Genomic DNA, 13,726 nt, shown 5'->3' with positions numbered 1-13,726 from the left:
GACCTCAAACTGCCCAGCAGCCGCAGCCGAACGCACCCCAGAAGCTCTGGACGTCGGCAACCGGCGCGTTGCTGGCAAGCGCGGCCGCGTGATCGTGACCGTGCACCGCGCAGGCCGAATGGCAACCGCAGGCGCTCGCCAGCTTTTGCGCGGTCTCCGGCTCACGGTGATAGCCACCAAATGTCGCAACCGGAGACCAGTCGGGCATCGGCCTGGGCAGCGCCGGGGCGATCCCCGCATAATCGCCTTCACCATGCACGACCTTGCCGCCGAGCAGCGTCAGCACCGAGCGCAGGTGGACGATGTCGCTTTCCGCGACACTGAAATAGTCGTCGGACAACAGGGCAAGGTCGGCGAGCTGCCCCGCCTTGACCTGTCCTTTCTTACCCACCTCGTTCGAGAACCAGGTGTTGCGCTCGGTCCACAGGCGCAGCGCGAGTTCGCGGTCGAGACGGTTGCGCACCGGATAGAGCGTCGTGCCGCCGACCGTGCGTCCCGTGACGAGCCAGGACAGCGAGACCCAGGGGTTATAGCTGGCGACGCGCGTCGCATCGGTTCCTGCGCCGACCGGAATACCGGCGTCCATCATCCGCTTGATCGGCGGGGTCGCCTCGGCGGCCTTGGCGCCGTAGCGATCGATGAAATACTCGCCCTGAAACGCCATGCGATGCTGCACGGCGATACCACCGCCAAGTGCCGCGATGCGGTCGATATTCCGCTCGCTGATCGTCTCGGCGTGGTCGAAGAACCAGTTGAGGCCGGACAGCGGGATGTCGCGATTGACCTTCTCGAACACATCCAGCGCGCGACCGATCGTCTGGTCATAGGTGGCGTGCAGCCGCCACGGCCAGCGCCGCTCGGCGAGCAGGCGCACGACGGGTTCAAGGTCGCCCTCCATATTCGGCGGCATATCGGGGCGCTCGACGCGGAAATCCTCGAAGTCCGCCGCCGAATAGACCAGCATCTCGCCCGCGCCATTGTGCCGATACGTGTCGTCGCCATCACCGGGCTTTACCTGGGTCGACCAGGTGGCGAAGTCCTTCAGCTCCTCCTTGGGCTTCTGCGTGAAGAGGTTGTAGGCGATGCGCAGCGTCAGCTGGCCGTCTGCGTGCAGCTTCTCGATGATGCGGTAATCGTCGGGATAATTCTGAAATCCGCCGCCCGCGTCGATCACCGATGTGACGCCAAGCTCGTTGAGCTCGCGCATGAAATGGCGGGTCGAATTGAGCTGATAGTCTTCGGGAAGCTTGGGCCCCTTGGCGAGCGTCGCGTAGAGGATGGTCGCGTTCGGCTGCGCCAGCAGCAATCCGGTCGGGTTGCCGGCGGCATCGCGCACGATCTCACCGCCCGGCGGGTTGGGCGTATCCTTGGTATAGCCGACCGCCCGCAGCGCCGCTGCGTTGAGCAGGGCGCGATCATAGAGGTGCAGGATGAACACCGGCGTATCGGGCGCGGCGGCGTTGATCTCGGCCAGCGTCGGCAGGCGCCTTTCGGCGAACTGACGCTCGGTGAAGCCGCCGACGACGCGCACCCATTGCGGTGGGGGCGTGTTCTGCGCCTGCTTCTTGAGCATCGCCATCGCGTCGGCGAGGCTTGGCACGCCGTCCCAGCGCAGCTCCATATTGTAGTTGAGCCCGCCGCGGATGACGTGGATGTGGCTGTCGATCAGGCCGGGGATCAGGCGGCGCCCTTTGGCGTCGATCACCTGTGCGTTCGGTCCGATCGCTGCGCGCACTTCCGGTTCCGAACCGACCGCCAGGAACTTTCCGTCACGGATCGCCACGGCCTCCGCTCGCGGGTTGGCGCGGTCGAGCGTTGTGACCTTGGCGTTGGTAATCAGGAGGTCGGGCTGCTTGGGCGACATGGCAAGGCTCTCCGTAGCGGTGAGAAGGGCGGTGGTGGCGGCGCCGGCCAGCGCCTGGCGGCGAGTGATCTGGGTCACGTTCGAGGTTCCTGATGCTGTGCGACAGGCGACACGATCCACCGTTTGGCGAGCGGCGCGATCTGCTCGCCGGCGAGGATGCCGGCGAGCCCGATCAGCGCGATGATCGGCGGTGCAGGGGAGCGGACGCCCATCAGGCTATAGATGACGCCGATCAACAGGCCGGCACCTAGCGAAAGCAGATAGGGTTTCATGCGTTTGCTCCCCTGCCCCGGTCAGCCGCGGATGAACGCGAGCATGTCCGCGTTCAGCTCATCGGCATTCAGCGTCAGCATCCCGTGCGAATAGCCGGGATAGAGTTTGAGCTGAGCGTCGGGCAGCAGCTTGGCCTGCAACTCGGCAGCATGCTTGTACGGGACGAGTTGATCGTCGTCGCCCTGCAGCACCAGCGTCGGAACCGTCATCGCCTTCAAGTCGTCGGTCTGGTCGGTTTCGGAGAAGGCCTTGATGCCCTGATAATGGGCCAGCATGCTGCCCATCATTCCCTGGCGCCACCAATTGTCGGCAACCGCCGGGATCACCTTCGCGCCGGGGCGATTGAAGCCGTAGAAGGAGGTGTCGGCGACGTCGCGGAAGAACGCCGCGCGATTGGCGGCCTGCGCCGCACGCAGTCCGTCGAACACCGCCAGCGGCAGGCCGTCCGGATAGCGTTCGGTGTCGAGCATGATCGGCGGGACCGACGCGACCAGGATCGCCTTGGCGACGCGGCCCTGCGGGATGCCGTAACGAGCAACATAAGCGGCCACTTCACCACCGCCGGTCGAATGGCCGATATGAATCGCGTTTCTGAGGTCGAGATGCTCGACGACCGCCGCCGCGTCCGAAGCGTAATGATCCATGTCGTGTCCGAAATCGACTTGCGCCGAACGACCGTGCCCACGGCGATCATGCGCGACGACGCGGAAGCCCTGATTGTAGAAGAACAGCATCTGGCTGTCCCAATCGTCCGAGGACAGCGGCCAGCCATGGTGGAACATGATCGGCTGGGCGTCCTTGGGCCCCCAGTCCTTGTAGAAGATCTCGGTGCCGTCTTGCGTCGTGATGGTGCTCATGAGTCGGTTCCTTTCTTCGTGGCTTTGGTGGGATGGCCGGACCGCGGGTGGTCAGGGGATGCGGTCCGGCCGGGGGGGGGTCAGTGACCGCCTTCGGACGCGCCGAACATCGTCTTGGCGTAAGTGACGCCGAGGCCGTAGGCGCCGCCCCATTTGCGGGCGATGCCGGTGGTCAGGTCATAGGTCTCGCCGCGGGCCCAATCGCGCTGCAGTTCCAGCAGATATTGCAGCGCGGTCATCGGGCGGGCGCCGGCCTGGATCATGCGGGCGACGGCGCGCTCATGCGCCTCCTCCGAAATGTCGCCGCAAGCGTCCGTGATGACATAGGCTTCGAAGCCCTGCTCGATCGCCGACAGCACCGGACCGACAATGCAGACCGAGGTCCACAGGCCCGCGAACACGAGACGGTTTTTGCCGATGCGGTTGATCTCTTCGATCACCGCGGCGTCTTCCCAGGTGTTCATCGACGTGCGGTCGAGCAGCGCCTGGCCCGGGAACGGGTCGGTCACTTCGCTGAACATCGGACCGGAAAAGCTCTTTTCGGCCACCGTGGTCAGGATCGTCGGTACCCTGAAGCCGGCAGCCGCGTTTGCGACGAGGGCGGCGTTGTTGCGCAGCAGTTCGGCCGCGATCGACTTGGTCGCGAACGCCATCTGCGACTGGAAATCGATCATCACCAGCGCATGATCGGTCGGCGAAAGCAGCGTGGTGCCGGGGGTGGCGGTAGCGGTTATCATGGTCACATCTCCCTTGTTCAAAACTTGGTTGGTGGTGTTGAAAGCGGCTTAAGGGCGCGGTGCTTTGCGGCCCATCCACATAAGATCGGTCGGATCGTTCGAATTTTCTGAAATGTCGTCGCACTGCACCGGTTGGGCGAGCATCAGACGAAGCACGGCTGCAAGGCCGAGCAGGTAAAGCAAAATGCCGAAGGCCAGTTCGTCCAAACGGCCGATCAGGGCGCTTACGGCCAGCAACGAAGCGATGCCGGCCGAGGCCAGCACGAGCCGGCTAGCGCGCTCATGCCAGCGTCGCCGATCTGCCCGCGGCACCGGTGCCATGACCTGCTTTACCCTTCCGTCCTGCATGCCAGCCTCCCGTTTGGGTCGATCACCGGAGCGGCGAGCGACGAGTCAGCAGGTAGCGCGGCACGACGCGCGGCGGCACACTGGCAGGGGGGACGCCAGCCTCCCCCATTTGGGGGAGTGGATCGCACGGAAGTTGCGCTATCGAGGGGCAGTGCGCCGCCGCGCGCCCACGGGGGAACATCGCTTGCGCCACGCCATCGCCTGTCTGACTGCGATTGCCATGTTCGCCGTCGCCCCGGGCGGGGCAGCTCAGATCGCGGGTTTCAAACACAGCAGCTGGACCCCCGAACAAGGCGCGCCCGGCAATGTCGTCGGGATCGCGCAGACGCCAGACGGCTATCTCTGGCTCGCCTCGGCCGAGGGGGTGTTCCGCTTCGACGGTCTGACGTTCGAGCGGATCGCGAACCCCGCTGACCGCCGCTTCACCAACGCCATTCCGACGGCGATCTTCGTCGACCGGCAGGGGCAGCTGTGGGTGGGGTTCAATCAAAATGCCGGCCCCGCCCGCTATCGCGCCGGGCGACTTCAGACCGTCGCGATGCGCGATGCGCCCCCCTCGATCATGCGGTTCGCGCAATCCGCCGATGGCACGATCTGGGCGGCATGGGGTGGACAGGGCGAGCGGCTGTTCCGGTTGCGCGCCAACCGGTGGGAGGCGGTGGACCGTTCCATGGGCCTGCCACCGGGCGAGATCGCGTCGCTGGCGGTCACCGCAGATGACAGCCTTTGGGTAACGCTGGGAGAAAGCCGGGAGCGCGGGCGCCTCGCGCGATTGGCTCCAGGCGCGATGCGCTTCGAAGGACAGCCCGATCGGATCGGCTTTTCGATGCTGGCACGTTCGCCGGACGGCGCATTGTGGGTATCCGACCAGTTCGGCACGCGCGCGGTCCGCAGCGGGCAAGGATTGCGCCTGCCTGCTTCGCCGATCCTGTCGCCGGTGCAGGGCGCTGCTGTGCCGTCGATGGCGTTCGACCGCCGCGGCGGGGTTTGGGGTTCGACGCGCGGCGTCGGATTGTTTCGCGGCACGATCGGTGATGCGAGCGCGGTCGAGCGCGTCGCGATCGGTCGGCAATTGACGTCCAACGCGACGATCGACGTGTTCGCCGATCGGGAGGGCAGCATCTGGGTCGCGACCGACGCCGGGCTCGACCGCTACCGTCCCGTCCCGATCATGCCGGTGTCGGCCGTTCCGTCCGATGTGCAGGATGGCGTCAAGCTCGCAGCAAGCGCCGGCGATGTCTTCATCGCCGCAGCGCGCGATATCTACCGCGCACGCGACGGGTCTATCGAACGCATCGGCCGGATTGGCGAGCGGATCGCGGCGTTGTGCCCCGCGCGCGATGGCGGCGTGTGGGCGGTGCACGGTGGCCACGTGGTGCGCTACGGTGCCAGGGAAACCGCTGGCTTCGCGCGGCCCGTTGACCCCGTTGCGCCGACCGTTTGCGCGGAAGATCGATCGGGCCGGTTATGGGTCGACGGACAAGACGGCCTCTGGGTACGCGCGGGCGATCGCTGGATCGAACGCTATACCGATGTCAGGAACGTGCTCGACATCGTGCCCGATCCAATCGGCGATGGCGTGATCGCGACCGCGGGCGACGACGGGCTGCTCCGCCTCACGCCGAGCGCGCGATCCACGATTTCTGCCAGCCTGCTGCGGGTCGGTCCGATTTCGACGATCTGGCGGACAGGCGATGCGGTCTATGTCAGCGGTGCCCATGGCGTCGTGCGGATCCGTGCCGGCCAGATCCAGCGCATCGACACTCGAGCCAATCCGTGGCTCGTTGGTGTGCGCGGGATGGCGCGCGGTGGCGACGGCGCGGCATGGTTCCTGGTTCGGCTCGGCATTGCGCGCGTTGCCGGCGATGCGCTCGCGCGAGGCTTCAAGACCCCGGGTGCGACGCTGCAATATCGCATGTACGACCACCTCGACGGCTATGAAACGCGCGGGCAGTCGATCAGCTTTCGCGGGCCGCAGGTCGAGGCGCTGAAGGATGGCCGCATCCTGCTCGCTTCGCGCGCCGGGCTGTTGCTCGTTGATCCAGCGCAGGCGCGCACTGCAAAGGCCGCCCCGCCTGTCGCTATTCGCTCGGTCGCCACAAGCGACCGCTTCTGGCGCGATCCGCCGGCGCAGCTTGAGCTGCCTGCCGGCACGCGCAGTCTTCGCATCGGTTTCGCAGTCAACAGCCTTGCGGTCCCGACGCGCAACGTCGCATTCTACCGCATGGACGGGTCCGACGCCGACTGGACGGCCGCCGGACAGCGGCGCGAAGCAAGCTACACCAATCTAGGCCCTGGTCGGCACGCGTTCCACGTGATTGCGCAGGATGCCAACGGCAACTGGAACCGGCAGGGCCGATCGATCACCATCGAGATCCCGCCGACATTTCTGCAAAGCTGGAAGTTCAAGGCGCTATGCGCTGCGCTGGCAGGGCTGTTGTTGTGGTTCGTCTATCAATTGCGCATGCGCGCTCTCGCGCACCGTATCCGTAGCCGCCTGCTGGACCGGATGCGCGAGCGGGAGCGGGTCGCGCGCGATATTCACGACACGCTGCTCCAGTCGATCCAGGCGCTGATGCTCCGCTTCCAGCTTGCGGTAGACGGGCTGCCCGCCGACACGAAGGCGCGACGGGAGCTTGAGGAGGCGATGGACCGGGCCGACGATGTCGTGGCCGAAGGCCGCGACCGGCTCCGTGACCTGCGGCGCGGTAGCGGACTGGAGGACCCCGAAGCGACACTGCGCGAGATCGCTGGCCGACAGCTTGCCGGAACTGCGATCGCAACGACAGTCCGATCGTCGAGCGCGCGCCGCCCGCTCGACCCGGTGGCATGGGACGAACTGGCGAGCATCGCGTCCGAAATCATGTTCAACGTCGCCCGGCACGCACATGCCGCCAACATGACTGTAGACCTGCAATATCGCTCGACCGGTATCGAATTGTCCATCGCCGATGACGGCATCGGCATACCGGCCGATGTCGCCCGGGAGGGACGGCGCGGTCATTACGGTATCCCCGGCATGCGCGAGCGGGCGGCGCGCATCGGCGGCACGCTGCGCATTGCCCGCCGGCGTGAGGGCGGGACCGAAGTCACGGTAGCCGTGCCAGCCGCCATGGTGTATCGGTCGGGCAGTGAGCGGAGATGATCACATAGGCCGCGATGATGCGCGGATCCGCGTGACGCAGCGCCGCATCCGTGTGCTGGTCGTCGACGATCATCCCATGATGCGTGAGGGGATTTGCGCAACGCTTGCCCGACACGACGATATGGACGTGATCGGTGAGGCCGAGGATGGCCACGAAGCGCTCGCAATGTTTCGCGAAAAGCGCCCCGACGTCGTTTTGATGGACGTGCAGATGCCCCGCCTCGGCGGGATCGAGGCGCTCGAGGCCATTCGCGCGGAGGATCGCAAAGCCGTCGTGCTGATCCTCACCACTTATCCCGGAGACGCGCAGGCGCACCGCGCGCTTGCGGCCGGGGCGGAGGGCTATCTGCTCAAGTCCTGTCTGCGCAAGGAGCTTGTCGATACGATCCGCGCGGTCCATGCGAAGCGCCGGATCATCGCGCCTGAAGTTGCGCAGGATCTGGCGGTCCATGCCTTTGACGACCGCCTGACTGAAAAGGAGATCGCCGTCCTGCGGCTGGTCGCCGAGGGCGAGCCGAACAAGCAGATCGCCTGGCAACTCGGCATCTCGATCGAAACCGTCAAATCACATCTCAAGGCGGTCTTCGAGAAGCTGCAAGTCGACGATCGCACCCACGCCGTCACCGTGGCCTTGCGGCGAGGGTATCTGAGCTGAACCTCAAGCTGCCGATCGGCCCCGGCGCGGCGCAGGCGAGTCGATCCACAACAAGGGCTGCCGCACCGGAAAGTTGCGCACTACCTCGGGAATAACCGGATCGGGGTTCAGCTCGCGCCACAGCTCGATCCAGCGGGGCTTGCCCAATGCGCGTGCGCCGAACAGCAGCGCGGGATGGCGCACCGGGAAACCGTCGAAATATTCGATGTCCGGCGCGAACGGCCATCGGCGCTTGTCGGCTACGAACGGGGCCATGAAACCGATCGCCTGGCCAATCGATCGCCCATCGGGCGTCCGCCACCCGATCAGTTCGCCGTCGCGTGTCGAGAGCAGCCAAGCGGACGCGGCAAGTACGTCCAGGTTGAACAGGCAATAGGCATAGGGTTTGGTCCGCGCGAGTTCGAGAGGCTGGCGGCCGTCGGGCGCGATCTGGGTCGGAATGATTACCGCCTTGAGCCGTTCGCGCGCGGCGGCGCGCACGTCCTGCCGTTCCGTCATGGATGCGAATGCCGCGACCTGAAGCAGCCAGCATGTGCCGTGATTGTTCTTCTGATCGCGCTCCTCGACCCCGAACGGCGAGGTGGTCAGCCAGTCGAGATAGTCCGAAAACCAGCGCTCCACGCCGGATCGGATCGGTGCGTAGCCGGGCGCATCCCGGCGCGCGAACAGGCTGGCTGCGCGCGCGACCTCGACGATTTGCAGCGTGTCGATCACCCCGATAGCGCGACCGGTGTTGACGCCGATGACCGCCTGGGCGTGCTGAAGATTGGGGTGCATCGCGGTCGCGGGATCGACGAACCAGGCGCGCAGATGACGCATCGCCGCCGTGGCGAAGCGCGCGTCGCCGGTCAGATCCCAGGCGGTGGCGAGCATCGGCACGATCCGCCCGAATGCGATCAGCGCATCGCGATGGCCGTCGAACTTGTCGGGATTGGAACGGCCGTCCCGGCGAACATAGGGGCCGCCGGGATTGGCGGGGTCAGGCCACCAATAGTCGCCTTCGGAATAATAGTCGTGACGCGTGCCGGGGCTGCGCGGGGCGGGAATCGATGCGATCGTGCGCGGGGCTTCGGCCAGCATGGCCCGCGCGCGCGGCAAGATCCGGCGGCGCTCGATCGCGCGCAGATCGAACGCTGCGGCTTGCGCCGCCACAGGCAGCAGCAGCGGCGTGGCGAGCAGCGTGCGGCGGTCGATCATTCGGCCGAACGGTAGCGCAGTGCCATATCGCCCGCCAGCTGCCGTCGATAGGCGCCTGGCCCCCACGCGGCATCGGCGCGGACGAGCAGATCGTCCAGTGCCTGGGCTGGCCATTTCAGCTCCTTGTGCGGCCATTCGCTCTGCCGCTCGCGATACGCCGCGATGAAGTCAGTCGCCTTGCGCAGGGTGCGCCCCTTGGCTTCGGTCCGATAGAGGTCGCTGCCCAGGCACGCAGCGCTGTCCGCCAGATGATATGCCGCGTCGAGCGTGAAGATCGAATAGTGGAAGCTGCGCGTGCGGGTCAGCTCATGCGGCAGCGCGCCCGAGGCATCGATCTGCTTTTCCATCCGCAGCTTGGGAAATGCGGCGACGGTCTTGCGCGCGATGTCGTCGCGGCGTGCGAACAGCGCGAAGCGGGCCAGCTGCGCGTCATACCAGACACCATGATTGTTATGGGCCGCTGCCTCCTCCTTGCCGTTCTTGCTGGTGCGCATCCAGTCGACATAGGCGGAGAACCACGCCTCAAGCTTGCCGATCTTGGCGGCCGACAGCGCGCCCGACGGGCCGATCAGCCCGACGGCGTCGATCACCGCGATAAACCCGCTGGTGTCGAGCACACCCTCGGCCCGGCCATTCTCACGCCCCGGCACCGCTTGTGCATAGTTCATGTTCGGGTTCATGCCCGTGGTGGGATCGAGGAACCAGGCGCGGATCAGCGCCGCAACCTTGTCAGCATATTTGCGCTCGCCCGAATGATAATAGGCCAGCCCCAGCGTGTCGGCGTCGCTGACCAAGCGACCGAGCGCGGTGCGGTCGAAGCGGTTGGTGTCGCGTTCCGGATTTACCTGCCCGTCCTTGCGGACATAGGGACCCTTGGGATTGGCGGGATCGGGCCACCAATAGGGCGCGAGGCTGAGATAATCGCGGCGGTCGTTCGACAGCGGTATGGTGCGCTTGTCGAGGACCGAGCCTGGCTTGCGCGCCAGTGCCTCATCCGCGCGGGCGATCAGCGCGCGATAGGCCGTGGCAACCGCGGGATCGTTCAACGAGGCCTTGACCGCTTCGAGCTCCTCCGGACGCAGCGTGAATGTGCGGCGCCCGCCGAATGCGGCGGCATAGCCTTCGCTACCCTGACATTGTGTCGGAGCTGCTGGGTTAAAGGCCGCCGCCGGGGTCGAAACCACGGCGGCGGTAACGGCAAGGCCCAAGAGAGGAAGGGTCCGGCCTAGTTGAAGGATCGGCTTCACAGGCGCACGCGGAAGCCGAAGAAATATTGCGTGCCACTGTTCGACACTTCGGCGATGCTGTCATATCCGCCCTTGTACATGATGTCCTGCTCGCCCGTGACATTGAGCGCCTGAAGCTTGAGCTGGACATTCTTGGTCAGGTTGTACTGCGCCGAGAGGTTCAGATAGGTGCCATCGCGGATTTCGCGGTTGGTGCCACCGTTCGGCTTGTAATAGTCCGACCGGTACCGGAGGTTGGCGCGCAACGAGAGCCCCCATTTCTCGAAATAGACCGACCCGCTTGCCGTCCATTTTGACAGTCCGACCAGGTTGGCAGGGTCCAGATAGGGCGCGATCGGCGAGGTGTCGGGATATTCGAAATTGGCGAAGGCGCGGTTGACCGAGCCCTGGATGCCGAAACCGTCAAGCGGATCGGGAAGCCATGTGAAGGCATGGCTGACCGTTGCCTCGACACCATAAAGGTGGCGCGTCTCGAGATCATTGGCCGGGCCGACCGGGCTGATCGTGAAGGTTTCGGTCGCCGGTGCCCCCCCGTCGCGAACGGTGGTGACGGTAATGTCCGTCGGGCGCGGTTCCGACCGGCCGATCACCGTGCCGGTGACCCATTTGTAATAGCCGGCAATGGAGACCAGCGTGTCTTTCGACGCGTAGAGTTCGAGACTGGCATCGGCGTTCCACGACCGTAGCGGCTTCAGATTGGGGTTTCCGGTCGTCGCATTGAAGATGATGTTGTTGAGCCCGGTGCCCGCCGATGGGTTGAGGTTGATGCCCGCGCCGAAGCTTTCGATGCCGGAGCGCGCGATGGCGCGGTAGGCGGCAAGGCGGAGCTTGAGCTGCTCCGTCAGGTCGAAGGCGATGTTCGCGCTGGGCAGCAGATAGTTGTAGCTGCCGTTGGCGGTATTGACCGTCAGTGGCCGGCTGGGATCGACTGCGACCGAATAGCTATCGCCGGCGGTGTCGATGTTGATGAGATAGGCCTGGCGGAAGCCGATCGAGGTGATGTCGGTCTTGACCCAGCGCAGGCCGATATTGCCGCTGATCGGGACCGGCCCCTCATCCGCGCGGAAATTGGCCATGGCATAGGCCGCCCAAATCCGTTCGCGCACATCGATGTCGCTGGGATCGCGCCCGTCAGCGGGCGTTGGTAACGCATCGTCGCTGCCGGTGAAGGTGCGGAACAGACAGTCGTTGTCGAACGTCGCCCAGCGCAACACGTTGGTACCCGTGCCCTCCATGTAGCTCGTCGTGGTGAACGGCACGCGGCACTGCTGGTTTGCCTGGGCGATCAGCTGCGCCGGGGTCTGGCCGTTGATCGCCACCAAGGTGTTGAGGTCGTTGTTACGGGCATTGTCGTTCGTGCGGTGGTGATCGGAGAAGCGGCCCCCGAACTTGACCGAGGTGATGAAACTGTCGAGCTCACGCGTGACGTCCAGTCGGGCGGCCCAGATCTCGTCCTTCCGATCGGTGACGAAGCGGCGGCGGGCATAGACCGAATTCGCTGCGGTGGTCAGGAAGTTCGCGTGGTTGGTGATGTCGAACGTGCCGAAATCGACCGTCGGGACGACGTTGTCGCCTTCATACGCCAGCGTATAAGGTACGCGCGTCGCCGAACGCATGCGGGTCTGTTTCTGGTTCTCGGTGCGATGGCTGCGCGAATAGGAGCCGTCGAACGATATGTTCCACCGGTCGGGCGACCAGATCAGGTTGACCCCGCCGCCCAGATATTCCTCGTTGCGCTGGCGCGTTTCGAGCTGGTTCTCGAGATTGGAATTGCCGCGATAGCTCATCAGCGCGCCTGACGAATAGCCGTTCGCCCCGTTCCCGATGATCAGCGGCTGAACGCCGCGCAACCCTTCGGTGATCTGCAGGACGTTGCGGTCCTCCAGGCTGGCGCGATTGGAATATTGCCCGTCGATGGAAATTTCGAAATCGCTGTGCGGACGCCATTGCAGCGATCCGATCAGACCGTCGCGAACTTCTGAAGTCTGCTGCGTGCGGAAGCTGCGCGAGGAGTTGGCGAAATAGACGTCACCACGCGTCTCACCGACCAGCACGGGTGTCGCACCGGTGCTCGGCGCGACCGAGCGCGGGCCGGTAGCGAGCGTACAGTTGGCGCCCGCCCCCGCCGCGACCAGTGCAGCCGCGCTGCCCGTCACCAGCGAGGGGTTGTTTGCAATCGTGTTGCACGCCTGGAAGGTGGCGTTGGCGTTGTAATAGTCTTCGGGCGCGGTCGTGTCCTGCCGCTGATAGCCGATCGAGATCCCGATATCGCCGATGCCGGTTTTGAACTGGTCGGTGTAGGAGATGTTGGCGCGATAGCCGAGGCCGTCATGCTGGTAGACGTCGTCGTCCTTGGGCTGGAAATCGCCGCGAATTTCGAACTGGAGGCGGCGCTTGCCATAATCGAGCGGCTTCATCGAGCGCAGCTCGATAATGCCGCCGACACCACCCTCGAGGAAATCGGCGCGCTGCGACTTGTAGACCAGAACGCCGTTGACCAGCTCCGACGGGAATTGCTGGAACGCGACGGAGCGGTCGGGGCCGGCAGTCGAGACTTCGCGGCCGTTGAAGGTCGCGAAGCTGAGCGTGGGGCCAAGGCCGCGCACGGATAGCTCATTGGCATTGCCCTTGAAGCGGTCGGCCGAAACGCCGGTGATCCGCTCAAGCGTGTCGCCGACGCTGTTATCCGGCGTCGCACCGATTTCGTCGCTGACCAGGCCGTCGACCACGACGTCGGCGTTACGCTTGACCGAGATCGACGTGCGCTGCGTTTCGCGAGCGCCGGTAACCAGAATTTCCTGTTCGTCGGCAGCCGCTTCCGCCACCTGGTCGGGGGACTGCGGCGACGCCGCGTCCTGTGCATGTGCCGGTGCGAAAGCGACGCATGTCGCCGAAGCGAGCAGTACACCGCGCAACATATTGATAGGACTTGTCATGTGCTTCCCCCTCCCATTGCGCGTCCGTGGCGCGGTGTGAACCCGGCTGATACCGGTGTCAGTGATGTGTATGACAACTTCGACTGGAGAGTCAACGACTTTCAGCCGTAGTTGTAGGACAACTCTTGGGGGCGATATGACGCGGCAATGGCGAAGCCAGACACGGGCAGCGCTCCGGAGATGTAAATGCGGCGGTCGGCACGCGACATGCCACCACATTGTCGAAATGAGCGCGCGTGGGTGCGAGCGCTTTAAGGCCAGCGCCGTTGCGCGCTGCCCAGATCAACGTCTGCGCAATCAGTTGATCGTCTGCATGGAGGGGATTGTCGCCGGGGCGCCAGTGCACGGCCGGGCCAAGGCCCACTCCCCCGCGTTAAACACAGTGGGTGGATCAGCGAGCAAGAAAAAAGCCCGGATCGTCCGCGGCCGTGTCATAGTCTTCCGCACAGACCGTGAGCGTCGCGCCG

General features: G+C 65.3%; 9 protein-coding genes and 1 pseudogene. 2 read left to right on the top strand and 8 right to left on the bottom strand.

The genetic code is table 11. The features are described 5' to 3' along the window. Positions 1-4 precede the first annotated feature (4 nt). The 5 genes and pseudogenes from ACO05N_RS06840 to ACO05N_RS06820 all read right to left on the bottom strand — a co-directional run bounded on the left by ACO05N_RS06840 (position 5) and on the right by ACO05N_RS06820 (position 4,079). Complete coding sequence (locus tag ACO05N_RS06840) at positions 5-1,864, bottom strand: amidohydrolase (protein ID WP_422058718.1); 1,860 nt, start codon at positions 1,862-1,864, stop codon at positions 5-7. 119 nt (positions 1,865-1,983) lie between these two features. Next, positions 1,984-2,136: pseudogene (locus ACO05N_RS06835) on the bottom strand (DUF1427 family protein); the annotation flags it as partial. A 21-nt stretch (positions 2,137-2,157) separates the two neighbouring features. After that, complete coding sequence (locus tag ACO05N_RS06830) at positions 2,158-2,994, bottom strand: alpha/beta fold hydrolase (RefSeq protein WP_422056411.1); 837 nt, start codon at positions 2,992-2,994, stop codon at positions 2,158-2,160. Between the two features lie 80 nt (positions 2,995-3,074). Further along, positions 3,075-3,731, bottom strand: a complete 657-nt coding sequence (locus ACO05N_RS06825) for an isochorismatase family protein (protein ID WP_422056410.1) — start codon at positions 3,729-3,731, stop codon at positions 3,075-3,077. 48 nt (positions 3,732-3,779) lie between these two features. Next, positions 3,780-4,079: a hypothetical protein gene (locus tag ACO05N_RS06820; protein ID WP_422056409.1), complete on the bottom strand. Its 300-nt coding sequence runs from the start codon at positions 4,077-4,079 to the stop codon at positions 3,780-3,782. 220 nt (positions 4,080-4,299) lie between these two features. Between ACO05N_RS06820 and ACO05N_RS06815 the strand changes: the two genes are divergently transcribed. Beyond that, positions 4,300-7,224 carry a sensor histidine kinase gene (locus ACO05N_RS06815; protein ID WP_422056408.1) on the top strand — a complete coding sequence of 975 codons (2,925 nt, stop codon included), beginning with the start codon at positions 4,300-4,302 and terminating at the stop codon, positions 7,222-7,224. Beyond that, on the top strand, positions 7,211-7,879 hold the full coding sequence (locus ACO05N_RS06810) for a response regulator transcription factor (protein WP_422056407.1): 669 nt from the start codon (positions 7,211-7,213) through the stop codon (positions 7,877-7,879). Before ACO05N_RS06815 ends, ACO05N_RS06810 begins: the two co-directional genes overlap by 14 nt. 3 nt (positions 7,880-7,882) lie before the next feature. On the opposite strand, the gene ACO05N_RS06805 is transcribed toward ACO05N_RS06810, so the two are convergent. The 3 genes from ACO05N_RS06805 to ACO05N_RS06795 are packed head-to-tail and all read right to left on the bottom strand — an operon-like array spanning position 7,883 to position 13,259. Continuing rightward, entirely contained in the window at positions 7,883-9,076 is a 1,194-nt protein-coding gene (locus tag ACO05N_RS06805) for an alginate lyase family protein (protein WP_422056406.1), read from the bottom strand. Further along, complete coding sequence (locus ACO05N_RS06800) at positions 9,073-10,260, bottom strand: alginate lyase family protein (RefSeq protein WP_422056405.1); 1,188 nt, start codon at positions 10,258-10,260, stop codon at positions 9,073-9,075. The genes ACO05N_RS06805 and ACO05N_RS06800 overlap by 4 nt, the downstream gene beginning before the upstream one ends. Positions 10,261-10,319: 59 nt before the next feature. Continuing rightward, positions 10,320-13,259: a TonB-dependent receptor gene (locus ACO05N_RS06795; RefSeq protein ID WP_422056404.1), complete on the bottom strand. Its 2,940-nt coding sequence runs from the start codon at positions 13,257-13,259 to the stop codon at positions 10,320-10,322. Positions 13,260-13,726 lie beyond the last annotated feature (467 nt).

The sequence above is a fragment of the Sphingomonas sp. genome (assembly GCF_965227385.1).
Lineage (GTDB): Bacteria > Pseudomonadota > Alphaproteobacteria > Sphingomonadales > Sphingomonadaceae > Sphingomonas.
Note: the sequence above shows the minus strand (reverse complement) of the source record. Positions and strands in the feature narration are given on the sequence as shown.

Coding starts and splice junctions, on each gene's coding strand:
- ACO05N_RS06805 (WP_422056406.1), bottom strand. CDS start 9,076: ATGATCGACCGCCGCACGCTGCTCGCCACGCCGCTGCTGCTGCCTGTG.
- ACO05N_RS06825 (WP_422056410.1), bottom strand. CDS start 3,731: ATGATAACCGCTACCGCCACCCCCGGCACCACGCTGCTTTCGCCGACC.
- ACO05N_RS06815 (WP_422056408.1), top strand. CDS start 4,300: ATGTTCGCCGTCGCCCCGGGCGGGGCAGCTCAGATCGCGGGTTTCAAA.
- ACO05N_RS06795 (WP_422056404.1), bottom strand. CDS start 13,259: ATGACAAGTCCTATCAATATGTTGCGCGGTGTACTGCTCGCTTCGGCG.
- ACO05N_RS06840 (WP_422058718.1), bottom strand. CDS start 1,864: ATGTCGCCCAAGCAGCCCGACCTCCTGATTACCAACGCCAAGGTCACA.
- ACO05N_RS06820 (WP_422056409.1), bottom strand. CDS start 4,079: ATGCAGGACGGAAGGGTAAAGCAGGTCATGGCACCGGTGCCGCGGGCA.
- ACO05N_RS06830 (WP_422056411.1), bottom strand. CDS start 2,994: ATGAGCACCATCACGACGCAAGACGGCACCGAGATCTTCTACAAGGAC.